Genomic DNA, 23,198 nt, shown 5'->3' on the forward strand with positions numbered 1-23,198 from the left:
GACGGCCCCCGCCCGCCGACCAGCAACAGGCAGGGGCCGTACGTCAGTTCAAGTGCTGCGGGCCGAACGCGTCCGGAAGCATGTCCTCCAGCGTCCGGATGCCCGCGGCCGTCTCCAGGAGGAGCGTCGGGCCGCCGAACTCGTAGAGCAGCTGGCGGCAGCGGCCGCACGGCATCAGGATCTCGCCCTTGGCGTCGACGCAGGTGAAGTGCGTCAGACGGCCGCCCCCGGTGAGCTGGAGCTGCGAGACCAGGCCGCACTCGGCGCACAGGCCGAGGCCGTACGACGCGTTCTCCACGTTGCAGCCCGACACCGTGCGGCCGTCGTCCACGAGGGCCGCGGCACCGACCGGGAAGCCTGAGTAGGGCGCGTACGCACGGGACATGGCCTCGCGCGCAGCATCCCGCAGCGCGTCCCAGTCGGTCTCGGTCACGTTCCTTGTCCCTTTCGGTAGGGCTGGCCGTCCGCCTTCGGCATCCGAAGCCGCTGGGCGGAGAGCGAGAGCACGAGCAGCGTGACGACGTACGGCGTCGCGGTGACGACCTGGTTCGGAACCTCGTCGGTCAAGCCGTACCACGCGAACATCAGCGCCGAGACGGCCGCGGTGATCGCCGCGGGGATGTAACGCTTGCGCCATACGAGGTAGGCCGCGCCGATGACCAGCAGGATCGCGAGCAGCAGGAGCAGCGCGTGCACGTTCGTGCCGCCGCCCCGGAGCTTCAGGCTGTCGGTGTAACCGAACAGGCCGGCACCGAGCGCGAGTCCGCCGGGCATCCAGTTGCCGAAGATCATGGCGGCGAGGCCGATGTAGCCGCGGCCGCCGGTCTGGCCCTCCAGGTAGATGTTCGACGCGACCAGGGACAGGAACGCGCCGCCCAGGCCCGCGAGACCACCGGAGATGATCACTGCCAGGTACTTGTACTTGTAGACATTGACGCCGAGCGACTCGGCGGCCACCGGGTTCTCGCCGCAGGAGCGCAGGCGCAGACCGAACGACGTACGCCACAGGACCCACCAGCTCAGCGGCACCATCGCGATGGCGATGACGGTGAGCGGCGACAGGTTGGTGAACAGGCCGCCGAGCAGGCCCGCGATGTCCGAGACGAGGAACCAGTGCTTCTCGTTGAGGTCCTGCAGCCAGTCGGAGAGGCCCGGCACGGAGAACTCCCCGAGCGAGTCCACCGGCGGCGACTGCTTCGACGTACCGCCCTCCTTGCCCTCGAAGGCGAAGGTGGAGAGGTAGCGGGTGACGCCGAGGGCGAGGATGTTGATGGCCACACCGGAGACGATGTGGTTGACGTTGAAGGTGACCGTGACGATCGCGTGCAGCAGACCGCCGAGCGCGCCGCCGAGGATGCCGAACAGGATGCCGACCCACGGGCCCCACTGGTAACCGGCGAACGCGCCGAACCAGGTGCCGAGGATCAGCATGCCCTCGAGACCGATGTTGACCACGCCCGCACGCTCGGCCCACAGACCGCCGAGGCCGGCGAGGCCGATCGGTACGGCGAGCCGCAGCGCGGTCGACATCTGGCCGGTGGAGGTGATGCCGTTCGCGTCGGTGATCAGCCGGACCACGGACGTCAGGACGAGGACGCCCGCGATCACGAGAAGGAGGACGGGAAGCGATATGCGGCGGCGGCCCGGCGCGGGCTGCTTGGCCGGGGGCTTGGCTACGGTTGCCGAGCTCATCGGGCAGCCACCTCCTTCACGGTGTCGTTGTTGCCGTTGTTGCCGTTGTTGCGGGCTGCGGCGGCCAATTCCTCGCCGACGCGGCGCTGCTGACGCTTGAGGCCCCAACGGCGTACGGCCTCGTAGGAGACGACGACCGCGATCACGATGAGGCCCTGCATGATCACCGCGATCTCCTTGTCGTACGCGACCGGGGTCGCGTAGTCGAGCGCGGGTGACGCCTTGTCGAGGAAGGCCCAGAGCAGCGAGGCGAACGCGATGCCGACCGGGTTGTTGCGGCCGAGCAGGGCGATGCCGATGCCGGTGAAGCCGAGCCCCGCGGGGAAGCTGAGGCTGTAGGTGTGGGTGTCGCCGAGCAGGATCGGCATGCCGGCCAGGCCCGCGACCGCGCCGGAGATCAGCATCGCGCTGAGCACCATGCGCTTGGCGTTCACGCCGGAGGCCGCGGCGGCCGACGTGGAGGCGCCGGTGGCGCGCAGGTCGAAGCCGAAGCGGGTGCGGTTGAGGATCACCCAGTACAGGACGCCCGCGAGCGCGGCGATGATCACGAAGCCGTAGATCTCGCCGGACTCGCCCATGCTGATGCCGGGGAACCAGCCGGACTCGTGCATCTCGCCGGTGGTCTGGTTGTTGCCGACCGGGACACCGAAGTTGTCGGTGAGGGTCATGTAGCCGATGACGCTCGTCGCGATGGCGTTGAGCATGATCGTCGCGACGACCTCGCTGACCCCGCGGGTGGTCTTGAGGATGCCCGCGATGCCCGCCCAGAAGGCGCCGGTGAGCATGGCGACCAGCATCAGGAGCGGGATCTGGAGCGGGGCGGGGAGCGCCACGTGCGCGCCGACGACCGCGGTGGTCATCGCCGCGAGGCGGTACTGCCCGTCCACGCCGATGTTGAACAGGTTCATGCGGAAGCCGATGGCCACCGCGAGCGCCGCCAGGTAGTACATCCCGGCCTGGTTGATGGTCAGGACCTGGACGTCGGAGTAGCTGATCTGCTCCAGCATCAGCGTGTACGGCTCGATCGGGTTCTTGCCCGAGGCGAGCAGCACGACCGAGGTCAGCGCCACGGCCACGACGAGCGCGATGACCGGTCCGGCCACCGCGAGGAGCACGCGCTCCTTGTCGAACTTCTTCATCGGGCCTCGTCCTCCGAAGTCTCGGCAGAGCCCTCTTCGGGGTCTTCGGGGTTCTGTGGGTCTTCGGGGTCTTCTTCTACGTGTTCCAGGTGGCCCGAGGCCGCGCCGGTCATGGCCGAGCCGAGCTCCTCCGGCGTGATGGTGGCCGGGTCGGCGTCGGCGACGAGCCGTCCGCGGTAGATCACGCGGAGGGTGTCGGAGAGGCCGATCAGCTCGTCCAGGTCGGCCGAGATGAGCAGGACCGCGAGCCCTTCTCGCCGTGCCTCGCGGATCTGGTCCCAGATCTGCGCCTGCGCGCCGACGTCCACACCGCGGGTGGGGTGGGCGGCGATCAGGAAGCGGGGCTTGTGGCTCATCTCGCGGCCGACGATCAGCTTCTGCTGGTTGCCGCCGGACAGGGAGGCCGCCGTGACGTCGATGCCGGGCGTCCTGACGTCGTACTGCTCGACGATGCGCCGGGTGTCGGCCTGCGCGCCCTTGGGGTCGAGCCAGAAGCCGCCCTTGCCGCGGGAGTTGGGCTTCTCGGTGATGTGCCCGAGCATCCGGTTCTCCCAGAGCGGCGACTCCAGGAGGAGGCCGTGGCGGTGGCGGTCCTCGGGGATGTAGCCGACGCCCTGCTCGCGGCGGTGGCGCGTGGCCAGGTCGGTGATGTCCTGGCCGGCCATGCGGATGACGCCGGAGTCGGCGTGCTTGAGGCCGATCAGCGCGTCGATCAGCTCCGTCTGGCCGTTGCCCTCCACGCCCGCGAGGCCGAGGACCTCGCCCTCGTGGATGGTGAAGGAGATGTCGTCGAGGAGGGCGCGGCCCGACTCGCCGTCGGCGAGCAGCTTGAGCTCCTTGACCTCGATCATCGCGCGGTCGGTGACCGTCGACTCGGCCGTCTCCGGGGTGGGCAGCTCGCTGCCGACCATCAGCTCGGCGAGCTGGCGCGGGGTCGTCTCGGAGGGAATCGCCGTGCCCACCGTCGTACCGCGCCGGATGACGGTGATGTCGTCGGCGACGGACAGGACTTCACCCAGCTTGTGGGAGATGAAGATGACGGAGAGACCCTCGGACTTCAGCTCGCGCAGGTTGTCGAAGAGCGCGTCGACCTCCTGCGGCACGAGGACCGCGGTCGGCTCGTCCAGGATCAGCGTGGTGGCGCCGCGGTAGAGGACCTTGAGGATCTCCACGCGCTGCCGGTCGGCGACGCCGAGGTCCTCGACCATGGCGTCGGGGCGGACCCCGAGGCCGTACCGCTCGGATATCTCGGCGATCTTGCGGCGGGCGGCGCCGCCGATGCCGTGCAGCTTCTCGCTGCCGAGAACGATGTTCTCCAGGACCGTGAGCTGGTCGGCGAGCATGAAGTGCTGGTGGACCATGCCGATGCCGCGCGCGATGGCGTCGGCGGGGCTGGAGAAGCTCACCTGGGTGCCGTCGACGGAGATGGTGCCCTCGTCCGGCTTCTGCATGCCGTAGAGGATTTTCATCAGGGTCGACTTGCCCGCGCCGTTCTCGCCGACGAGGGCGTGCACGGTGCCCTTGCGGACGATCAGGCGGATGTCGTGATTGGCCACCACGCCCGGGAAGCGCTTGGTGATGCCGGTGAGTTCAACGGCAACGGCCTGGGCGGTGGTCTGGCCCTTGTCGGGCCTGGTGGACGCGTCGATGGCGCACTCTCCTCGGGAATCCTCAGGAAAGGGGCCACCTACGCGCGTAGCGCCCCTGGTTCGACGGGAGTTGGGCAGTGGGCCGCGCGAACGGGGCGCGGGGGAAACCATCGTCCCCCACACCCCGTTCCGCGACCATCACGCTGTTGTTACGGCTGCGGCGACCGATGTCGAGGCGGTCACCGCGGTGTCGTCACGCTGTGGTGACGTCAGCCGTCACGGCGTGGCCTTGACCTTGATCTTGCCGCTGATGATGTCCTCTTCGGCCTTCTTCAGGGCAGCCTGGAGGCCGGCGTTCTTCTTGAACTCGGGGTTCGAGTCGGCGAGCGCGACGCCACCGGACTTGAGGTCGGCGCGGACGACGCCACCCTCGGCGTTGTCGTCGGCGACGGACTTCGCCAGGTTGTAGACCGACCCGGCGACATCCTTCGTCGCGGAGGTCAGGATGTACTTCTTGTACTTGGCGAGCGCGTCCTGCTTGTACTGGTCGGAGTCGACGCCGATCGCCCAGACCTTCTTGGCGGCCGCGGCCTCGATGACGCCCTGACCGGAGAGACCGGCGGCGTGGTAGACCACGTCGGCGCCGTCCTCGATCTGGCCCTGCGCGGCGGTCTTGCCCTTGTCCGGGCTGGTGAAGCCGCCGTCCTCGGCCTTCTCCGTCAGGTACTGCTTGACGACCTTGACCTTGGGGTTCGTGTCCTTGACGCCCTGCGTGAAGCCCGCCTCGAACTTGTGGATCAGCGGGACGTCCACGCCGCCGACGAAGCCGACGGTCTTGCTCTTGGTCGTCTTGGCGGCGGTGACGCCCGCGAGGTACGAGGCCTCCTGCTCGCTGAAGACCAGGTCGGCGACGTTCTTGGCCTTGACCGTCTCGTCGTCGACGATGCCGAAGGTGACCTTCGGGTACTTGGCGGAGACTTCCTTGACCGCGGGGGCGTAGGCGTAGCCGACGCCGATCACCGGGTTGTAGCCCTGCTTGGCCAGCTGGGTGAGGCGCTGGGCCTTGTCGGCGTCGGACTCGCCGTCGTTCGGCTCGACGGCCTTCTTGCCGATCTTCAGGTCCTTGGCGGCCTTGTCCATGCCGGCGGTCGCGGCGTCGTTGAAGGACTGGTCGCCCTTGCCGCCGACGTCGTACGCGATGGCGACGCCCTTGCTCTTGCCGTCGCTCTTGGAGCCTGCGGCGTCGCTGGACGTGCCGCCGCAAGCGGTGGCGGAGACGGCGAGTGCGGCGGTGGCTGCACCCGCTGCGGCGATTCGGGAAACCCGGCGCATAGAGAGGAACTCCTTATGTACAAGCAAGCACAAGCACGTACGAGCGCCTCACCTGGCGCTGATTTCGCCGCAGCGTAACGCGCGTAGACCTGACATAAGAACCCTTCTGTCCCGTCCGTTATCGAGCTGTGGCCGCGAGGTTGCGGGAGCATGTACGCGCTGTGGGGCGCCCCTCACCGCACGGGGCGCCCCACCTGCCTCGGGACCGGCTGTTGGCCGGGTTACGGCGTGGTCTTGACCGTGACCTTGCCGTCGACGATGTCCTTCTCGGCCTTCTCCACGGCGGCGACCACGTCCTTCATCGCCGTGTACTTCGGGTTGGAGTCGGCGAAGCCGACGCGTCCCGACTTCAGGTCGTAGCGCTGCTCGCCCGTGATCGGCTTGCCCTCGACGACGGACTTCGTCAGGTCGTACACAGCCCCGCCGACGTCCTTGAGGGCGGAGCCGAGGATGTAGTCCTTGTGCTTGGCGAGGGCCTTTTGCTTGTACTGGTCGGAGTCGACGCCGATCGCCCACACCTTCTGCGAGCCGGCCTCCTGGATCACGCCCTGCCCGGAGAGCCCCGCCGCGTGGTAGAGCACGTCGGCGCCGGACTCGATCTGGCCACTGGCCGCGTTCTCCCCCTTGTCGGGGCTGCTGAAGCCGCCGTCCTCGGGCTTCTCGGTCAGGTACTGCTTCTCGATCTTGACCTTGGGGTTCGTGTCCTTGACGCCCTGCACGAAGCCGGCCTCGAACTTGTGGATGAGCGGGATGTCCACGCCGCCGATGAATCCGACGTGATCGGCCTTGGTGGCCTTGGCCGCCGCGACGCCCGCCAGATACGACCCCTGCTCCTCGTGGAAGACGAGGTCGGCGACGTTGTCGGCCTTGACGGTGTTGTCGTCGATGATCCCGAAGGTGGTCTTCGGGAACTTCGCGGCGACCTCCTTGATGGCGGGCGCGTAGATGTACCCCACCCCCACGACCGGGTTGTAGCCCTGCTTCGCCAGTTGCTCGATCCGCTGCACCTTGTCGGCACTGGACTCGCCGTCGCCCGGCTCCATGTCCACGCCGCCGATCTTGAAGTCCTTGCGGGCCTTCGCGTATCCGGCGTAGGCGGCGTCGTTGAAGGACTGGTCACCCTGGCCGCCGATGTCGTACGCGAGGCCGATGCCCTTGTCGTCGTACTTCGACGAACCGCCGGACTTGTCGTCCTTGCCCTCGTCCTCCGAGGAGGCCTCACTGCTGGTCTTGCCGCACGCTGAGGCCGCGAGGGCGAGGGACGCCACCACGACGGCCACCTGGGAGAGCCTCGATCCCCGGGTTCCACGGAATCCCCGGGTTCCACAAGATCCTCGACGAAGACGCATAGGACGCACCCCTTACGTTCCCCAAAGCACCCTTGAAGGGCCTGATTTCGGCGCACAGTAACGCGCGTAGAAAGGGAGGGGAACGGGGTTTCGCACTGCCGTTACCTATTCGTGCCGAGGGCCGGTTACGTCCGGATGAACGGGTCCGCCGTAACCGGCCGATAGCAGCGCTTACCTACCGGGCTCCGTCGAGCAGCGCGGCGGCGGTGAACATCTCGACGCCCACCGTGATCGCCGACTCGTCCGCGTCGAAGTCGCCCTGGTGGAGGTCGCGGACGAGCCGCTCGCCGGGCGTACGGACGCCGAGGCGGGCCATGGCGCCCGGCACGTGCTCCAGATACCAGGAGAAGTCCTCGCCGCCCAGGCTCTGTTCGGTGTCCTCCACCGCCTGCGGGCCGAGCCGCAGCTCCATGGCCTCCCGCAACAGATCCGTCATGTCCGGGTCGTTGACGACGGGCGGTACGCCACGGATGTAGTTGACCTCGGACTTGGCGCGGTACAGGTCGGCGATCTCCTGGATGGCGCCGTGCACCAGGTCGGGCGCCTTCCGCCAGGCGGCGAGGTCCAGGCAGCGGACGGTGCCGGAGAGTTCGGCGTGCTGCGGGATGACGTTGCAGGCGTGCCCGGACTCGATGCGGCCCCACGTCACCGCGAGCCCCGAGCGGGCGTCGATGCGGCGGGCGACCAGGGCGGGCACCTCGGTGACGACCTTGGCCGCCGCGGTGACCAGGTCGGTGGTGAGGTGGGGGCGCGCGGTGTGCCCTCCGGGCCCGTCGAGCGAGACCTCGAGCCGGTCACAGGCGGAGGTGATGGCGCCGTGCCGCAGCCCGATCTTCCCGGCGTCGACACGGGGATCGCAGTGCACGCCGATGATGCGCCCGACACCGTCGAGCACCCCCGACTCGATGGCGTCGGGCGCACCGCCGGGCAGGACTTCCTCGGCGGGCTGGAAGATCAGGCGTACGGGCTGCGGCAGTTGCCCCTGCCGGGCGAGCTCGGCGAGGACGAGCCCCGCCCCGAGCACCACGGTGGTGTGCACGTCGTGCCCGCAGGCGTGGGCGCGGTCGGGCACGGTGGAGCGGTACGGGGCGCCGAGCTTGGTGTCAGGGATGGGCAGCGCGTCGATGTCGGCGCGCAGGGCGAGCATGGGGCGACGGCCGCCCTCGCCCTCGTCGCCGGTCCCGATGTCACAGACGAGTCCCGTGCCGATGGCGAGTACGCGGGGTTCGAGGCCCGCGCGTTCGAGCCGGGCCTTGAGGGCCGCGGTGGTGCGGAACTCCTGGTTTCCGAGCTCGGGGTGCATGTGCAAGTCGCGGCGGAAGTCGATGAGTTCGGCGCGCAGGTCGTCCGGGAGCGCACCGGGGAGTGCCGCTTCCCCGGGGGCGTCCCCCGCTGTTTCCCCGGGCAGATCGGCCCCGGACCCTCGCTCGGACTCTCGTGACATCAGTTGGTTCACCCTCTGAAGGGTAGGGCGGCGCGTGGGCCAACTGACCCACGATCAACAAAAGTTCAGCCCGATAGGGTAAGAAAAATTGGCCGCGTGGCGCATGGCCGCTAGTTGAGCTGGGTAGGCTATCTGGCTTTTCGGGGCTACGGGCAGGACCAAAGCGCTGGTCACACACGCTCACTCCCTCCGCCGCGTTTCCTCCGTCTCACTCCCTCCCCCCTCCCTCCGTCTCACTCCCTCCGCCCTGCTCCCGCCGTCTCACTCCCTCCGCCCTGCTCCCTCCGTCTCACTCCCTCCGTCTCACTCCATACGTGGTCCGGGGCGCGCCGCACTCAATCCGAGCACGGCGGGTCTCGGCGGGGCCGCCCGTTGCCACTCAGCCCGAACACGCCGGGGGCTCGGCGCCCCCGGGGGCCACTGCTGTGCCTACTGCGCCTGCTGGGCCGGATGCCCCACAGGTACCACGAGGGCTCAGGATCATGCGCATACGCCACTAGGCGCGGCGAACCGCGGCGCGAGGCGAGGCGCGGCGCGACGCGCGCGCCGGGGGCGGCAGCTTCGGGCGGGCCTGGGGCGTTGTTGCGTACCGGGGCCATCCGGTTGTCCCGAGGTTGGTGGTTACGGGCCGGGAGTCAAGGGCGCTGCGCTGCGCTACGCGTCGGCTGCGCCGATTCCGCTGCGCTCCACCCTTGACACCCACCCCTCCACCACGCGAGGGAAGACGACCGGACGGCCCAAGGGGCGAGACTCTCGACCACTCCCGTTACGTGGACCGGTTTGCATGCCGGGCGCGGACTAGTTCGTCGCAGGGCACCCGGGGGTGGAGAGGTGCGCGGCTGGATCGGGGAGGGGTGACGGTTTCGTCGGGCGGGCGCGGACTGGTTCGTCGCAGGGTGCCCGGGAGTGGCAAGGTGCGCAGCCGGCCCGGGGAGGGGTGACGGTCTCGTCAAGCGGGCGCGGACTGGTTCGTCGCAGGGCGCCCGGGGGTGGCAAGGTGCGCAGCCGGCCCGGGTAGGGGCGCTGGTCTCGTCAAGCGGATGCGGACTAGTTCGTCGCAGGGCGCCCCGGGGTGGCAAGGTGCGCGGCCGGCCCGGGGAGGGTGACGGTCTCGCCAAGCGGATGCCGACTGGTTCGTCGCAGGGCACCCCGGGGTGGATAGGTGCGCGGCCGGATGGGGGCCGGGTGACGGTCTCGTCGAGCGGATGCGGGCCGGTTTGTCGCGGGACGCACGGCGGTGGAGAGGCGCGCGGCCGGTCCGGTAAGGGCTGTCGGTCTCGTCAAGCGAGCGCGGGCTGGTTCGTCGCGGGGCGGGCGCCAGGTGCGGCGGTGGCGATGCGGGGAGAGGTGGCGGCGCATTGGTCGAGCGGACGTCTCTGCGGGCCGGTTTCCCGTTCTGGTTGCGTCGCCCCTCGCGGGCTCCCGCCAGACCGACCTCTCGCCTGGATGTCTCGCCGGGGCCTCTCGCGTCGGCCTGCCAGTCGCCGAAGTGCACCACGGACGGCGCCGAATGCAACAAATTCCCAGGAGAAGGGGCTCTGGGGCGCGGTTCCTGGGACTTTATTGCACATCGCGCCCGTGACGCGTCGCAAGGGCCCGAGGTCGGGGCCGAACCGATGCGGATCGGAAGGGCACGAGAGCGGGACCAGGCCCAACCGAGCCGTGCCGTGCCGAGCCGAGCCGGACGGCAGGGAGGTTGCGGTGCCTGGGGCGGGACCTACTTAGGGAAAGTTGTGTTCTGGCAGTCAGGGGGCGCGCGGGTTGGCCAACGCGCCTTCTACGAATTAGGTGCCGCCCGCCAACCCCCGACACCGGTCGCCGCCCTCCCTCACACTGCCCTCCGGCCTGGGCCAATCGCATGCCCCAGCCCCTGGCGGCCACCCCGGCGAACCGGCCCGCACCCGCTTGACGACACCGGCACCCCTCCCCGGGCCGGCCGCGCACCTCTTCACCCCCGGGCGCCCTGCGACGAACCAGTCCGCGCCCGCTTGACGAAACCGGCACCCCTCCCCGGGCCGGCCGCGCACCCTGCCACCCCGGGGTGCCCTGCGACGAACTAGTCCGCGCCCGGCATGCAAACCGGTCCACGTAACGGGAGTGGTCGAGAGTCTCGCTCCTTGGGCCGTCCGGTCGTCTTCCCTCGCGTGGTGGAGGGGTGGGTGTCAAGGGTGGAGCGCAGCGGAATCGGCGCAGCCGACGCGTAGCGCAGCGGAGCGCCCTTGACTCCCGGCCCGTAACCACCAACCTCGCGACAACCGGATGGCCCCGGCCACCCTCAATGCCCCCGACCCAGCAAAGCCCCAGGCCCCGGTACGAAACAAAGCCCCCGGCCCAGCAGGGCTTCGGGCTGCGTCCGCGCAAAGCCCCCGGCCCGCCCGAAGCCGCCGTAACGGTCAGTCCGTGGGACGTGCCTCAGTTGTGGGTTCCAGTACGAAGAGTGGGATGGCTCGGGTGGTTTTTTGCTGGTAGTCGGCGTACGGCGGATATGCGGCGACCGCTCGTTCCCACCACTCCGCCTTCTCGTCGCCGGTCACCTCACGGGCCGTCATGGTCTGGCGTACGGGGCCGTCCTGAAGTTCCAGGCGTGGGTCGGACTTGAGGTTGAAGTACCACACGGGGTGACGCGGGAACCCGCCCTTCGAGGCCACGGCCGCGTACCGCCCCTCGTGCTCCACCCGCATCAGCGGGACCTTGCGGATCTTGCCGCTCTTCGCGCCGCGCATCGTGACGATGACGACCGGTAGACCCGTGTCCCACAGGGTCCCCCCTTGCGCGCCGTCCGAACTCTCGTACAGCTCAACCTGATCGCGCACCCACCCGGCCGGACTCGGCTCGTACTCACCCTCAAGCGGCATCTTGATCACCTCGGCGTCGCGTACGTACGGACTCCCCGTTCGTCATCAGTCTCGCGTGGAGGAAGGCACCGCGTCCCCTCATCGCGGGCGGGCAGAGGGAGTGTTACGCCGTAGCCGCGATGCCTCGTGTCGCGGACGGTACCGAGGCCAGGCGGTGTACGTCCCTGGCCGTTCCCGTGACTCCCGACAAGAAGCTCTCCGCCCGGGGGGACGCGTTCTCCGTCAGCCAGGCCGGGTCGATGTCGCAGACCGCGACGCGGACCTCCGTGCCCGCCAGGGCAAGGGGCAAGGTGTGGACCACCGTTGACGGGAAGCTGAGGATGGTCCGGCCGATCGGGCCTCTGCGGGCGATCAGTTCCAGGGGGAGGTCCGGGCGGACCACCTGGAGGCCGGTTTCCACCGCGAGGCGGTGAAGCTTCTCGGCGCTTTCGCGGCGGTGGGCGAAGTAACGCGTCGCGCCGTGCGCGGCGGACAGGGCGCGGACCGCTTCCAGGTAGCGGTCCGGGTCCACCACGCCCGTCTCCACCAGCGACGTACCCACCAGGTCCGCCCCCTTCGACACCCGCGGCGGGCCGAAGCGGTCCCGCGTCCAGGCGAAGGTGTTGGCCGTCACGGTGACGCCCTGCGGCGCCGAATCGATCGGCATCGAGGAGAAGACCTCCACCGTGCGCTTGCCGCCGGGCGTCAGGCGGCGGCGGGCCGAGGACGAGACCGGGGCGAAGGCCAGGTCTCGTATGCCGGGGCGGCCGCCGCGGCGGTGCCAGCGCACCAGGCGTTCGCCCGCCGCAAGTTGGGAGATGAACTCCATCGTCGCCGTGCCGTCGTCCACGACCACCAGCGAGCGGGCCCGCGTGATCGTCAGGAGGAGTTGTACGTAGCGCGAGAACGGGTCGCCGATGACGATCCTGTCCGCCGCCCGCAGCGCGCCCGTGAGGCCGCCGATCGTGTGGAAGGGAGCGGCCGCGCCGCCGCGCGCCTCCTCCCAGCGGACGTTCAGGCCCTCGTCACGGGCCAGCTGGGCCATGCGGCGCAGCTGGCCGCGGGTCATGGGGTCGTTCGGGGAGAGGACGACGACGGTGAGCCCCCCGGCCTGACCGGCATGACCGGCCTGACCGGCCGAGCCGGCCGAGCCGATCGCCCCCGCCGAATGCGCCCACTCAAGGACGTTGAGGAGCTGCACAGGGCTCTCTACGAACGCCAGGGTGGTGGGCGCCGCAGCGGTGGGGGCCGTCGGCCCGGGTCGGGGGCTCATCGTCGTATGACCGTGTCCTGTCCTTGTGAGGGGTCCCGGTGGGGAATCCCGGTAAGAGCGTCAGCTCGCCGCTCAGACCGCGACGGGCTCGCGGTCCGCCGACTCGGCCGCGTCGGCCTCGGCGACGACGCCCGCGACGCGGCGCAGCTTCTTCATCGGGCCGAGCTCCGACTCGTAGACCTTCTTGACGCCGTCACCGAGGGAGGCCTCGATGGTGCGGATGTCGCGGACGAGGCGCGTGAGGCCCTGGGGCTCCACCGACGCGGCCTGGTCCGAGCCCCACATGGCGCGGTCGAGGGTGATGTGGCGCTCCACGAAGGTGGCGCCGAGGGCGACCGCGGCGAGCGTGGTCTGCAGGCCCGTCTCGTGGCCGGAGTAGCCGATCGGGACGTTGGGGTACTCCTGCTGGAGGGTGTTGATGACGCGGAGGTTGAGCTCCTCGGCCTGCGCCGGGTACGTCGACGTGGCGTGGCACATCAGGATGTTGTCGGAGCCGAGCACCTCGACCGCGTGGCGGATCTGCTTCGGGGTCGACATGCCCGTGGAGAGGATGACCGTGCGGCCGGTGGCGCGCAGGGCGCGAAGGAGCTCGTCGTCCGTCAGGGAAGCCGAGGCGACCTTGTGGGCCGGGACGTCGAACTTCTCCAGGAAGGCGACGGCCTCGGTGTCCCACGGGGAAGCGAACCAGTCGATGCCGCGCTTGGCGCAGTGGTCGCTGATCGCGCGGTACTCGGACTCGCCGAACTCCACGCGGTGGCGGTAGTCGATGTACGTCATCCGGCCCCAGGGGGTGTCGCGCTCGATGTCCCACTGGTCGCGCGGGGTGCAGATCTCCGGGGTGCGCTTCTGGAACTTGACCGCGTCGCAGCCGGCGTCGGCGGCCACGTCGATCAGGGCGAGGGCGTTGTCGAGCTCGCCGTTGTGGTTGATGCCGATCTCGCCGGTGATGTAGACGGGCTGACCGGGTCCGGCCGTCTTCGAACCGAAGGAACGCAGACGGGAGTTGGAGATCGTAGAGCTCATGGCAGGAACTTTCCTTACTTGTTGAGGGAGGGGCCGAGGATCCATGCGGCGATCTCTCGGATCGCGCCGTCACCACCGGGGAGAGCGGTGACCGCGCGTGCGGCGCCGCGTACGACGTCGTGGGCGCTCGCGACCGCCACGGGCCAGCCGACAAGGCCGAAGCACGGGAGGTCATTGACGTCGTTGCCGACGTAGAGCACGCGCTCGGGAGCGATGCCCTGCTCCTCGCACCACTGCTTGAGTGCGAGGTCCTTGCGGTCGATGCCGTGCAGGACGGGAAGCCGCAGCTTCCGGGCCCGCGCGGCGACGACCGGGTTCTTTTCCGTGGACAGGATCAGCAGCGGGATGCCCGCGTCGCGCAGGGCCGCGATGCCGAGGCCGTCCCCGCGGTGCACGGAGACGAACTCCCGTCCTTCGGAGTCGATCAGCACCCTGTCGTCCGTCTGGGTGCCGTCGAAGTCGAGTACGACCGCGTCGATGTCGTCGCGGGTCGGAAGGGCGTCGGCCCGGCCGGAGTCGAAGAGCGGGGCGAGCGCCCTGGCGCGGGCGAGGTCGTGCGGGTCGTCGATCTCCAGGACGCGCGCGGGGTCCGTGCGGACCAGCTCCGTGCGGCCGAAGAAGCGGTGCTTGTGCTCGCGGAAGCCGGCCACGTCCATGGCGTAGACCGCGCCCGTCTCCAGGAGGTCCTGGGGGCGGTCCTGGCGGCGCGGGCGGAAGGACTTGTCGTGGTTGATGCCGTAGCCGCCGTCGGTGGCCGTGGAGCTCGCCACCTTCGTGGTGCCGCCCATCTCACCGGTGCGGCGCGCGTCCAGGGCCTTGGGCTCGTCGTCGGCGTCCCGCCACACGAAGCCGTGGAAGGGCGCGACGGTCAGGGCGGTGTCCGCGCCGCCGTCGATGATCGAGCCGACGACACCGTCGACGTCCTCACGGACGATGAAGGGGCTGGTGCACTGCACGAGCAGGACGACGTCGACGGAGGTGCCGTGCAGCGCCTCGTGGGCGTCCATGGCGTGCAGGACAGCGGCCTCGCTGGTCGCGGTGTCCCCCGCGATCGCCGCGGGCCGCAGGACCACCTCGGCGCCGGCCGAGCGCGCGGCCTCGGCGATCACGTGGTCGTCCGTGGAGACGACGACGTCCGTGACGAGCCGCGCGGCCAGGCACTCGCGGATGGCGCGCGCCACCAGGGGCACGCCGCCGACCGGGGCGAGGTTCTTGGCGGGCACGCCCTTGGAGCCGCCGCGGGCCGGGATGACGGCCAGGACGCGGCGTACGGGCGCGCTCCCTGGGGCGGGGAGAGACATGGGGGCTCCTTGAGAGGGGTGGGGTATCACGGCACGCCCGGGGTCCGCGGATCGATCGCGGTTCACAGCTCGCCCATCCGCCGGATGACGGGGGCCACGCGCTGCACCCCGTGCCGGTAGGCGCCGCGTGCCGCGCTGCGGACGGCCTGGCGCACGGGGCCGGCCTCGCGGTCCGCGGCGGGCGCGCCGGGCAGCGGGGCGCCGTCCGGGCCGAGGTGGTGGCGGGCCAGGATGCCGGGGAGGTATCCGGGGGCGGTGATGAGGCTGTAGTACGGCGTGATGGGCGGCAGCTGGTCCCGCCCGAGGAGGCTCGCGACGCGCTCACGTGCCGCGTCGAACGCCGTTTCGTACGTCCCGTCCGGCGCGACGCCCTGCCGTGCGACCCACTCCGGAGCGGCCTCGGGGCTGTGCCCCGCGTCGATCTCGTCCCAGGACGCCAGGCATCCGGATCCGATGAAGTGGTGGTTGCCGAGCGCCTCGCGCACCCCGAGGTCGGTGAGGACCGCGGTGGGGATGCGGCGGTGCAGGGATTCGAGCGCGGCGGTGGAGCTGACCGTGACGAGCAGGTCGGTGCGGTCCAGGACCTCGCCCATGTTCCCGTACACGAGACGGCAGTTGGGCGGCAGGTCCTCGCCCTTGGCGAGCTTCTGGTAGGGCAGTTCCTCGATGTGCGTGGTGTGTTCGCCGGGCTTGCTGCGCAGCTTGATCAGGACCTCGCGGTCCGGGTGGAGGCGTGCGTGCCGGACCATGCGGCGCAGCAGGTACGTCCGGTGTGCGCGGCTGTCGGGCACGGAGGGCTGCGCGGCGAAGACGACCGTGTACGGGTCGTGCTTCTGGTCTCCTCCGGGATAGGCGGTCCCGCCGAGGAACGGCAGCGCGCTCTCCACGACGCCCGACGCGTCGGCGCCGACCCCCTCGTACACGTCACGGAAACGTTCCGCGTCCTGGCGGGAGTTTGCGAGGACGACGTCCGCTCCGTGGCGCAGGAGCAGGCCGTCGGCGAGCTTCTCGTAGACGACGCCGACGTAGCCGGTGACGACCACGGGGCGCCGCTTCGAGGAGACCGCCACCCGGGCGAGGCCGTGCAGCACCGCCTGGACCGCGCCGCCCACGAGGGCGAGCACGATCACGTCAGGTGCTTCGCGCTCGACCTCCCGCAGGAACTCGATCGCGGTGACCTCACGGAGTGAGTCCGCGCGGACACCGACCTCCTGGAGCTGGCGGACGGTGGGCGTGGCGCGGCCCCGGAGGAGGCGTCCGTCGAGGCGCGTGTCCGCTCCCTCACCGGCGAGGCGGCTCGCGGTGAGCGCACCCCATTTCCACCGGGTGTCGGAGTCGGCGAGCACGGTGATCCGTGTCGTCCCGCTGTTGCTTGCTGGCACAGCCAAGACGCTAGGAAGGCATTCCGATTGGCGGCCCAACTCAGGTGCAACAAACGGTTAACAGCACGCCGACGAATGGCGAATCGGCCCGGGAAAACGCTGGACAGCAGGCGGGTTAACCATTCCGCCATGCGTCGTTCACCTGGCATCTCACCTTCGGCCAAGACGAATGCCGGGCCGACACCTAACGTCACCCACGTGGTTAAGCTCTCCGTCATCGTGCCGTTCTACAACGTGCAGCAATACGCGCCCGACACCTTGAGGAGTCTGCGGGCGAACGCACGTGAAGACTTCGAATTCATTCTCGTCGACGACTGTTCGAAGGACGAGACTCCAGAGATCCTGGAGCGTGCCGCGCGCGAGCTGCCCGGTGCCGTCCATCTCCGACATGAGACGAACGGCGGTCTGGCGACCGCCCGCAACACGGGCCTTGACGCGGCGCGCGGCGAGTACCTCACCTTCCTCGACGGTGACGACTGGCTCGCCCCTGGCTATTACGCGCAACTCGTCGACACCATCGAGCAGTTGGGCTGCGACTTCGTGCGTACCGACCATGTGCAGTGCACCGCTCGGGCCCGCAGCATCCACCGTGTCCCGCACGGCAGACGCGGTGTAGTCATGCCGCCGCGGGACGTCATCCTGCCCGCCGACCGGTCGACGTCCGTCGACTACGCGTACGCCTGGGCGGGCATCTACCACCGGCGCCTCGCCGACCAGGGGCTGCTGCATTTCACGGACGGTCTGCGCACCGCGGAGGACCGGCCGTGGATCTGGCGCCTGCACCGCGAGGCGGAATCCTTCGCCGCGGTGGGTCTGCTCGGCGTGTTCTACCGGCGCGGGGTGGCCTCGTCACTGACACAGATCGGCGACGTACGGCAGCTCGATTTCATCCGGGCATTCGACCAGGTGGTCCGTGAAACCGCGGCGGACCGGGACGCGGACAAACTCCTGCCGAAGGCAGTCCGTACTTACTGCGCGATCATTTCCCACCATCTGGGATCCATCGAAAGGTTCGAGCCACAAGTGGCGCGGAAATTGAAGTCACTGAGTGCGGCCGCCCTGAAGCGGATGCCGCAGGGCGTTCTCGACGACGCCCTCGACTCCATGGACATACAGCGGGCGACGCGCCTTCGCCGGCTGCGTCGGCGCCCGGTGTCGGCGGAGGTGGCCGCGTAATGGCGACGACGCAGATCTTCCTCGCGTCCACGCTGTACGGCACCGCCACGCTGGCCGCCGCGATCGACGCCGACCGCTTCGGTCCGGCCGACCGGCGCATCCTGCTCGTCAGCAACAACGCGGCGACGCCGGAGACCACGGTCGCCGTGGACGAGATGCCGGGTTTCGAACGGCTGCGGGACCGGTTCGACGACGTACGGTCCTGGAACGAGGCCATCTCCCCCTTTCACCCGGGCGGTTGGGCCCCCCGGGCGGACGACATCCCGATGTGGGAGCGGTACATCCGGCTCCTGTGGGACCTCGGTGACGACGACATCGAGCTGGCCGTCGAGTCGATCCAGGTCAACCCGGCGCTGGCCCTGACGCAGATCTTCACGGGCGCGCCCGTGGACGTCTACGCGGACGGCCTGATGAGCTACGGCCCGACGCGCAACAAGATCGACCCGCTGGTCGGCACACGCGTGCGCCGCCTGCTGCACCTGGACCTGGTGCCGGGCCTGACCCCGCTGCTCCTGACCGAGTTCGACGTCGAGCCGGAGGTCGTGCCGACCGAGGCGTTCGTGAAGGTGCTCGACCGCCTCGCCGACTCCGAGGCGGACGCCGCGGATGTCCCGGACATCGCCGAACCCGCCCTGCTCCTGGGCCAGTACCTCTCCGCCCTCGGCATCCTGACCGCCGAGGAAGAGGAGGAGCTGCACGTGCGCATGGTGCGCGGCGCCGCCGAACTCGGCCACACGCGCGTGGTGTTCAAGCCGCATCCGACGGCCCCGGCCCGCTGGTCGCGCATGCTCGAGAAGGAGGCGGAGGCGATCGGCGTGGAGCTGACCGTCCTCGACTCGCCGGTCCTCGCCGAGGTCCTGTACCAGCGGATGCGTCCCGCGCTCGTCATCGGCTGCTTCTCGACCGCGCTGCTCACCGCGTCCGCGCTCTACGGCCTGCCGGTCGCCCGCACCGGCACGGAGACCCTCCTGGAGCGGCTCGCGCCCTACCAGAACAGCAACCGCGTCCCGGTCACCATCGTGGACGCGCTGATCCCGGACCTCGCCGACAAGGGCGCGGTCACCGGGCGGCAGCCCGGCATGCCGGTCGCCGACCTGGGCGAGCTGCTCGTCGCCGTCGGCTTCGCCATGCAGCCGCAGATCTACCCGCGCCGCCGCCAGGCCGCCGAGCGGTACCTCTCGACGCACCTGACCCCGCACACCTGGCGGTACTTCAAGCGGCGCCGCCTCACGGCCCTCGCCCTGCCCGGAGCGCTGCCCACGCAGCTCTCGTTCATCCCGCGCAACGCGGCCGTACGCCGGGTCGCGCGCCGCGCCCGTTCGGTCCAGCGCACCATCAAGCGGACCGCACTCGGATGACCTCTCCCATCAGCACGCTCCCGAAGCACTCCCCGGGGGCGGACACTCTCACGCGCCCCCTCGCGCCCCCGCCGGTCGTCAGGCGCGCCCGGCCCCGCCTCAGGGCCCTTGACGGGCTGCGGCTCATCGCGGCCCTGATGGTCGCGGCCTACCACTACGGCGGCCGTGACGGCGAGATCTCCGAGGCCTGGGGCAGCTCTCCGCGGCTTCAGTTCCCCACGGCGCACAGCTGGTTCGCGTACGGCTGCCTCGGCGTGCAGATCTTCTTCGTGATCAGCGGCTTCGTGATCTGCATGAGCGGCTGGGGCCGTCCGCTGCGGTCGTTCTTCGCGTCACGCGTCTCGCGGCTCTTCCCGTCGTACTGGGCCGCGATCATCCTGGTGACGGCGGTCTTCGCGCTGCCCGTGGTGGCGTACGACGCGGTCTCACCGAGCGACGCCCTGGTGAACCTGACCATGCTCCAGCAGCCGCTGGGCGTGGACCGGGTGCTCGGGGTCTGCTGGACGCTCTGGGCCGAGCTGCGCTTCTACGCCCTCTTCGCGCTCTTCGTCGTGCTGCCGGGTGCGAACCGGGCCCGCGTGATCCTGTTCTGCGCGGTGTGGATGCTGGCCGCGGTCGTCGCGGAGGGCGCGAACGAGCCGCTGCTCGACCTCGTCCTCATGCCCGAGTACGCCCCCTTCTTCATCGGCGGCATCGGCATCTACCTCGTCCACCGGGACCGCAGGGACCTGACGGCGTGGGGCATCGTGGGGGCGAGCTGGCTGATCGGCCAGCACTACGCGGTGGACCGCCTCTGGCACGCGCCGAACACGGAGTTCTTCTCCTACCGCACGTCCTTCGGCATCATCGCGGTCGTGACGGCGGGCTTCGCCGCGGTCCTGCTCATCGCGCTCGGAGCGCTGCACCGGGCCGACTGGAAGTGGCTGACGGTGGCGGGCGCCCTGACGTACCCGTTCTACCTGGTGCACGAGCACCTGGGCTGGGTGACGGTGGGCGCGCTGCACCGCGGGCTCGGGCTTCCCGCGTACGCGACGCTCGGTCTGACCATCGCGGCGATGCTGCTGCTCGCGTGGCTGCTGAACCGTTTCGTCGAAGAGCGGCTCACACCGCTGATCCGGAACGGGCTCATGACCCGGAAGTGACGTCCCCCGTGGGGCCCGTGCCCGCGTCGGTGCCGGCGGAGGCGGATTCGCTGGTCGACACCGCGCGGGCCACGTCCACTGCCTCGTCCATGACGGCACCGGCCTCCCCTATGGCGTCCACCAGCTCCTGGACGAGGCGGTCCAAGGTCTCACCCGGGTCTTCGTTCATGGGCCCAGACTACGTTCGGGAAAGATCGGCCACGGCAGTTGACCTCAACAAAACTTGAGGTTCTACCTTCTGGGCATGGACACTTTCACGTACTCCCACAGCGACGAAGACCTCATCAACCAGCCCATCGGCTACTGGGCATCGGCCACGGGCGACGCCGTCGTCCACCACATCCGCACCATGCTGGCCGAGGCCGGGCTCACCCAGCCCCAGTGGTGGATCCTGAACCAACTGCTCACGAGCGACGAGCGCGAGCGTGCGGAGGTCGTGGGAATCCTGCGCGGTTACCTCGACGTGGGCGACGGCAAGCTGCACCACGACATCGACGCCCTGCGCGACCGGGGCCTCCTGGCCGAGGGGACCGACGGCCGCATCCGCATCACCGACGAGGGCCGCGCCCTCCGGGCGAGCGCCGCCGCGCGCCAGCGGAACCTGCGCGCGGAGATCCACGAGGGCATCCCGGAGGAGGAGTACATCCGCACCCTCAAGGTTCTCCAGCGCATGATCCACAACGTGGGAGGGGCGGCCTGGCACCACTGAGCGCCGCTCGGTGGCCGCCTGCTCTCAGCACTCACCCACTGGCGAGCGACAGCTTCGCCGCGAAACCGAGGAACAGCGCGCCCGCCGCCGAAGTGGCCCCCGCCGAGAGCCGCTTGCGGCGGCGAAAGGCGGCCGACAGCTTGGTGCCGCTGAATATCAGGGCGGTCAGATAGAGGACGCTCGCCACCTGGGCGAGGGCACCGAGCACGAGGAAGGACAGCGCGGGGTAGGCGTAGCCCGGGTCGACGAACTGAACGAAGAAGGCGATGAAGAAGAGGATGGCCTTGGGATTCAGCAGGCTGATCACCAGGGCCCTGCGGAAAGGCCGCTCGGCGGCACCTTCCTGAGCCTCCGCGGCGGCCTCCGTCACCGGCTGCCGCCGCTCCCGCCACAGCCCCCAGGCCGCCCGCAGCATCCCGATCGCTAGCCAGGTCAGATAGCCGGCACCGGCGTACTTCACGATCCCGAACAGCAGCTCGTTGGCCTGCAGCAGGGAGGCCACACCGGCCGCGGACAGCGTCATCAGGACGGTGTCACCGCACCAGACGCCCGCGGCGGCGGTATAGCCGGTGCGTACGCCGCGGCGCGCGGCGACGGACAGCACGTACAGCGAGTTCGGCCCCGGCAGCAGAATGATCAGGGCGAGGCCCGCGAGATAGGTCGGAAGATCGGTGACACCCAGCATGGGGCGGAGTGTCGCACGGGCGTACGACATGAGGGATCAGGTGTCCGCACATCGGACACCGCGCTTGTCGTAACACGGGGCATGCTCCGGACGACCGTCGAGCGTCGAGCGTCAGAAGACGTCCGAGGGCTCGTACGCCCCCCACACCTCCCGCAGCGCGTCGCACACCTCGCCCACCGTCGCCCGCGCCCGCAGCGCGTCCTTCATCGGGTGCAGGACGTTGGCCTCCCCCTTGGCCGCCTCCTGGAGCGCCGAGAGCGCCGCGTCCACCGCCGCCTGGTCCCTCTCCGCCCGCAGCTTCGCGAGGCGGGCCGCCTGCTGGGCCTCGATGGCGGGGTCGACGCGGAGGGGTTCGTAGGGCTCCTCGGCGTCCAACTGGAAGCGGTTGACGCCGACCACGACGCGCTCGCCGGAGTCGGTCTCCTGCGCGATGCGGTAGGCGCTGCGCTCGATCTCGTTCTTCTGGAAGCCGTTCTCGATGGCGGCCACCGCGCCGCCCATGTCCTCGACGCGCTCCATGAGTCCGAGGGCCGCGGCCTCCACGTCGTCCGTCATCTTCTCGACGACGTACGACCCGGCGAACGGGTCGACCGTGGCGGTCACGTCCGTCTCGTACGCGAGTACTTGCTGGGTGCGCAGGGCCAGACGCGCGCTCTTGTCGGTCGGGAGGGCGATGGCCTCGTCGAAGGAGTTCGTGTGCAGGGACTGGGTGCCGCCGAGGACCGCGCCGAGGCCCTGGACCGCGACCCGGACCAGGTTCACCTCGGGCTGCTGGGCGGTGAGCTGGACCCCGGCGGTCTGCGTGTGGAAGCGCAGCATCAGCGACTTGGGGTTCTGCGCGCCGAACTCGTCGCGCATCACGCGCGCCCAGATGCGGCGTGCGGCACGGAACTTGGCGACCTCCTCCAGGAACGTCGTACGCGCCACGAAGAAGAAGGAGAGGCGGGGGGCGAAGTCGTCCACGTCCATGCCGGCGGCGACCGCCGTACGGACGTACTCGATGCCGTCGGCGAGGGTGAACGCGATCTCCTGCGCGGGCGTCGCGCCCGCCTCGGCCATGTGATAGCCGGAGATGGAGATGGTGTTCCAGCGCGGGATCTCGGCCCGGCAGTACTTGAAGATGTCCGCGACCAGACGCAGCGACGGCTTGGGCGGGAAGATGTACGTGCCGCGGGCGATGTACTCCTTCAGGATGTCGTTCTGGATCGTTCCGGTCAGCGCGCCCGCGTCAACTCCCTGCTCCTCGGCGACCAGTTGGTACATCAGGAGCAGCAGGGCGGCCGGGGCGTTGATCGTCATCGAGGTCGACACCTTGTCCAGCGGGATGCCGCCGAACAGGATCCGCATGTCGTCGATCGAGTCGATCGCGACACCCACCTTGCCGACCTCGCCCGAGGCGATCGGGGCGTCCGAGTCGTGGCCCATCTGCGTCGGCAGGTCGAAGGCGACGGACAGGCCCGTCGTGCCGTTCTCGATGAGCTGTTTGTAGCGGGCGTTGGACTCGACGGCCGTACCGAACCCGGCGTACTGGCGCATCGTCCAGGGGCGGCCGGTGTACATCGACGGGTAGACCCCGCGCGTGTACGGATACGCGCCGGGGGCGCCCAGCTTCGTCGCGGGATCCCAGCCGTCGAGGGCCTCGGGGCCGTACACGGGCTCGACGGGCAGTCCGGACTCCGACTCACGCGCCATCGCTGTGTGCCTCCTGCCAGAGATCCTTCGTTACTTCTCCGATATAGCGGTCATCCACCAGCATGCGGCAACGTGCAG

General features: G+C 69.9%; 19 protein-coding genes. 4 read left to right on the top strand and 15 right to left on the bottom strand.

What is annotated here, in order from left to right; all coding sequences use genetic code 11:
• Window positions 1–43: 43 nt before the first annotated feature.
• The 12 genes from ACWD02_RS10700 to ACWD02_RS10755 form a co-directional block, all read right to left on the bottom strand.
• Complete coding sequence (locus ACWD02_RS10700) at window positions 44–433, bottom strand: cytidine deaminase (protein ID WP_363208869.1); 390 nt, start codon at window positions 431–433, stop codon at window positions 44–46.
• A complete protein-coding gene (locus tag ACWD02_RS10705) occupies window positions 430–1,692 on the bottom strand; it encodes an ABC transporter permease (protein WP_363208868.1) in 1,263 nt (420 codons plus the stop codon). The genes ACWD02_RS10700 and ACWD02_RS10705 overlap by 4 nt, the downstream gene beginning before the upstream one ends.
• Window positions 1,689–2,831, bottom strand: coding sequence for an ABC transporter permease (locus tag ACWD02_RS10710; protein ID WP_451207225.1), 1,143 nt, complete (start codon window positions 2,829–2,831; stop codon window positions 1,689–1,691). Before ACWD02_RS10710 ends, ACWD02_RS10705 begins: the two co-directional genes overlap by 4 nt.
• A complete protein-coding gene (locus tag ACWD02_RS10715) occupies window positions 2,828–4,591 on the bottom strand; it encodes an ABC transporter ATP-binding protein (protein WP_451207228.1) in 1,764 nt (587 codons plus the stop codon). The genes ACWD02_RS10710 and ACWD02_RS10715 overlap by 4 nt, the downstream gene beginning before the upstream one ends.
• A gap of 105 nt (window positions 4,592–4,696) precedes the next feature.
• Window positions 4,697–5,752 (bottom strand): BMP family lipoprotein, encoded by a 1,056-nt coding sequence (locus ACWD02_RS10720; protein ID WP_451207230.1) that lies wholly within the window; start codon window positions 5,750–5,752, stop codon window positions 4,697–4,699.
• Window positions 5,753–5,973: 221 nt separating this feature from the next.
• The gene (locus ACWD02_RS10725; RefSeq protein ID WP_451207233.1) at window positions 5,974–7,101 is read right to left on the bottom strand and encodes a BMP family lipoprotein; all 1,128 of its coding nucleotides are present in this window, start codon (window positions 7,099–7,101) and stop codon (window positions 5,974–5,976) included.
• 175 nt (window positions 7,102–7,276) lie between these two features.
• Window positions 7,277–8,545, bottom strand: coding sequence for a M20 family metallopeptidase (locus tag ACWD02_RS10730; protein WP_451207236.1), 1,269 nt, complete (start codon window positions 8,543–8,545; stop codon window positions 7,277–7,279).
• Window positions 8,546–10,938: 2,393 nt separating this feature from the next.
• Window positions 10,939–11,400 (bottom strand): nitroreductase family deazaflavin-dependent oxidoreductase, encoded by a 462-nt coding sequence (locus ACWD02_RS10735; protein WP_451207239.1) that lies wholly within the window; start codon window positions 11,398–11,400, stop codon window positions 10,939–10,941.
• A gap of 103 nt (window positions 11,401–11,503) precedes the next feature.
• Window positions 11,504–12,652 carry a hypothetical protein gene (locus tag ACWD02_RS10740; RefSeq protein ID WP_451207241.1) on the bottom strand — a complete coding sequence of 383 codons (1,149 nt, stop codon included), beginning with the start codon at window positions 12,650–12,652 and terminating at the stop codon, window positions 11,504–11,506.
• Window positions 12,653–12,724: 72 nt separating this feature from the next.
• Window positions 12,725–13,663, bottom strand: coding sequence for an N-acetylneuraminate synthase family protein (locus tag ACWD02_RS10745; RefSeq protein WP_451207488.1), 939 nt, complete (start codon window positions 13,661–13,663; stop codon window positions 12,725–12,727).
• A gap of 26 nt (window positions 13,664–13,689) precedes the next feature.
• A complete protein-coding gene (locus tag ACWD02_RS10750; protein WP_451207244.1) occupies window positions 13,690–14,976 on the bottom strand; it encodes a cytidylyltransferase domain-containing protein in 1,287 nt (428 codons plus the stop codon).
• 62 nt (window positions 14,977–15,038) lie between these two features.
• Window positions 15,039–16,358 (bottom strand): DUF6716 putative glycosyltransferase, encoded by a 1,320-nt coding sequence (locus tag ACWD02_RS10755; RefSeq protein ID WP_451207245.1) that lies wholly within the window; start codon window positions 16,356–16,358, stop codon window positions 15,039–15,041.
• Between the two features lie 198 nt (window positions 16,359–16,556).
• Here ACWD02_RS10755 and ACWD02_RS10760 point away from each other — a divergent pair, with 198 nt between their 5' ends.
• From ACWD02_RS10760 to ACWD02_RS10770, 3 genes are read left to right on the top strand one after another with little or no spacing between them, the layout of a single operon-like run.
• Window positions 16,557–17,534 carry a glycosyltransferase family 2 protein gene (locus ACWD02_RS10760; protein WP_451207248.1) on the top strand — a complete coding sequence of 326 codons (978 nt, stop codon included), beginning with the start codon at window positions 16,557–16,559 and terminating at the stop codon, window positions 17,532–17,534.
• The gene (locus ACWD02_RS10765; protein ID WP_451207251.1) at window positions 17,534–18,892 is read left to right on the top strand and encodes an alpha-2,8-polysialyltransferase family protein; all 1,359 of its coding nucleotides are present in this window, start codon (window positions 17,534–17,536) and stop codon (window positions 18,890–18,892) included. The genes ACWD02_RS10760 and ACWD02_RS10765 overlap by 1 nt, the downstream gene beginning before the upstream one ends.
• The gene (locus ACWD02_RS10770; protein WP_451207254.1) at window positions 18,889–20,034 is read left to right on the top strand and encodes an acyltransferase family protein; all 1,146 of its coding nucleotides are present in this window, start codon (window positions 18,889–18,891) and stop codon (window positions 20,032–20,034) included. Before ACWD02_RS10765 ends, ACWD02_RS10770 begins: the two co-directional genes overlap by 4 nt.
• Here the strand turns inward: ACWD02_RS10770 and ACWD02_RS10775 are convergent.
• Window positions 20,018–20,203: a hypothetical protein gene (locus ACWD02_RS10775; protein WP_451207256.1), complete on the bottom strand. Its 186-nt coding sequence runs from the start codon at window positions 20,201–20,203 to the stop codon at window positions 20,018–20,020. The two genes, ACWD02_RS10770 and ACWD02_RS10775, sit on opposite strands and share 17 nt — an antisense overlap.
• 75 nt (window positions 20,204–20,278) lie before the next feature.
• Between ACWD02_RS10775 and ACWD02_RS10780 the strand changes: the two genes are divergently transcribed.
• Window positions 20,279–20,743 (top strand): MarR family winged helix-turn-helix transcriptional regulator, encoded by a 465-nt coding sequence (locus ACWD02_RS10780; RefSeq protein WP_451207259.1) that lies wholly within the window; start codon window positions 20,279–20,281, stop codon window positions 20,741–20,743.
• Between the two features lie 31 nt (window positions 20,744–20,774).
• On the opposite strand, the gene leuE is transcribed toward ACWD02_RS10780, so the two are convergent.
• On the bottom strand, window positions 20,775–21,428 hold the full coding sequence (leuE, locus tag ACWD02_RS10785) for a leucine efflux protein LeuE (RefSeq protein ID WP_451207262.1): 654 nt from the start codon (window positions 21,426–21,428) through the stop codon (window positions 20,775–20,777).
• A gap of 111 nt (window positions 21,429–21,539) precedes the next feature.
• Window positions 21,540–23,120 carry an acyl-CoA mutase large subunit family protein gene (locus ACWD02_RS10790; protein WP_451207264.1) on the bottom strand — a complete coding sequence of 527 codons (1,581 nt, stop codon included), beginning with the start codon at window positions 23,118–23,120 and terminating at the stop codon, window positions 21,540–21,542.
• Between the last annotated feature and the right edge of the window lie 78 nt (window positions 23,121–23,198).

It is taken from the genome of Streptomyces sp. NPDC002853, assembly GCF_053591915.1.

Bases quoted from the DNA above. Each gene is read 5' to 3' on its own strand.
- ACWD02_RS10750 (WP_451207244.1), bottom strand. From the start codon at position 14,976: ATGTCTCTCCCCGCCCCAGGGAGCGCGCCCGTACGCCGCGTCCTGGCC.
- ACWD02_RS10715 (WP_451207228.1), bottom strand. From the start codon at position 4,591: ATGGTTTCCCCCGCGCCCCGTTCGCGCGGCCCACTGCCCAACTCCCGT.
- ACWD02_RS10720 (WP_451207230.1), bottom strand. From the start codon at position 5,752: ATGCGCCGGGTTTCCCGAATCGCCGCAGCGGGTGCAGCCACCGCCGCA.
- ACWD02_RS10790 (WP_451207264.1), bottom strand. From the start codon at position 23,120: ATGGCGCGTGAGTCGGAGTCCGGACTGCCCGTCGAGCCCGTGTACGGC.
- leuE (WP_451207262.1), bottom strand. From the start codon at position 21,428: ATGCTGGGTGTCACCGATCTTCCGACCTATCTCGCGGGCCTCGCCCTG.
- ACWD02_RS10710 (WP_451207225.1), bottom strand. From the start codon at position 2,831: ATGAAGAAGTTCGACAAGGAGCGCGTGCTCCTCGCGGTGGCCGGACCG.
- ACWD02_RS10780 (WP_451207259.1), top strand. From the start codon at position 20,279: ATGGACACTTTCACGTACTCCCACAGCGACGAAGACCTCATCAACCAG.
- ACWD02_RS10765 (WP_451207251.1), top strand. From the start codon at position 17,534: ATGGCGACGACGCAGATCTTCCTCGCGTCCACGCTGTACGGCACCGCC.
- ACWD02_RS10705 (WP_363208868.1), bottom strand. From the start codon at position 1,692: ATGAGCTCGGCAACCGTAGCCAAGCCCCCGGCCAAGCAGCCCGCGCCG.
- ACWD02_RS10735 (WP_451207239.1), bottom strand. From the start codon at position 11,400: ATGCCGCTTGAGGGTGAGTACGAGCCGAGTCCGGCCGGGTGGGTGCGC.
- ACWD02_RS10730 (WP_451207236.1), bottom strand. From the start codon at position 8,545: ATGTCACGAGAGTCCGAGCGAGGGTCCGGGGCCGATCTGCCCGGGGAA.
- ACWD02_RS10725 (WP_451207233.1), bottom strand. From the start codon at position 7,101: ATGCGTCTTCGTCGAGGATCTTGTGGAACCCGGGGATTCCGTGGAACC.
- ACWD02_RS10770 (WP_451207254.1), top strand. From the start codon at position 18,889: ATGACCTCTCCCATCAGCACGCTCCCGAAGCACTCCCCGGGGGCGGAC.
- ACWD02_RS10740 (WP_451207241.1), bottom strand. From the start codon at position 12,652: ATGAGCCCCCGACCCGGGCCGACGGCCCCCACCGCTGCGGCGCCCACC.
- ACWD02_RS10775 (WP_451207256.1), bottom strand. From the start codon at position 20,203: ATGAACGAAGACCCGGGTGAGACCTTGGACCGCCTCGTCCAGGAGCTG.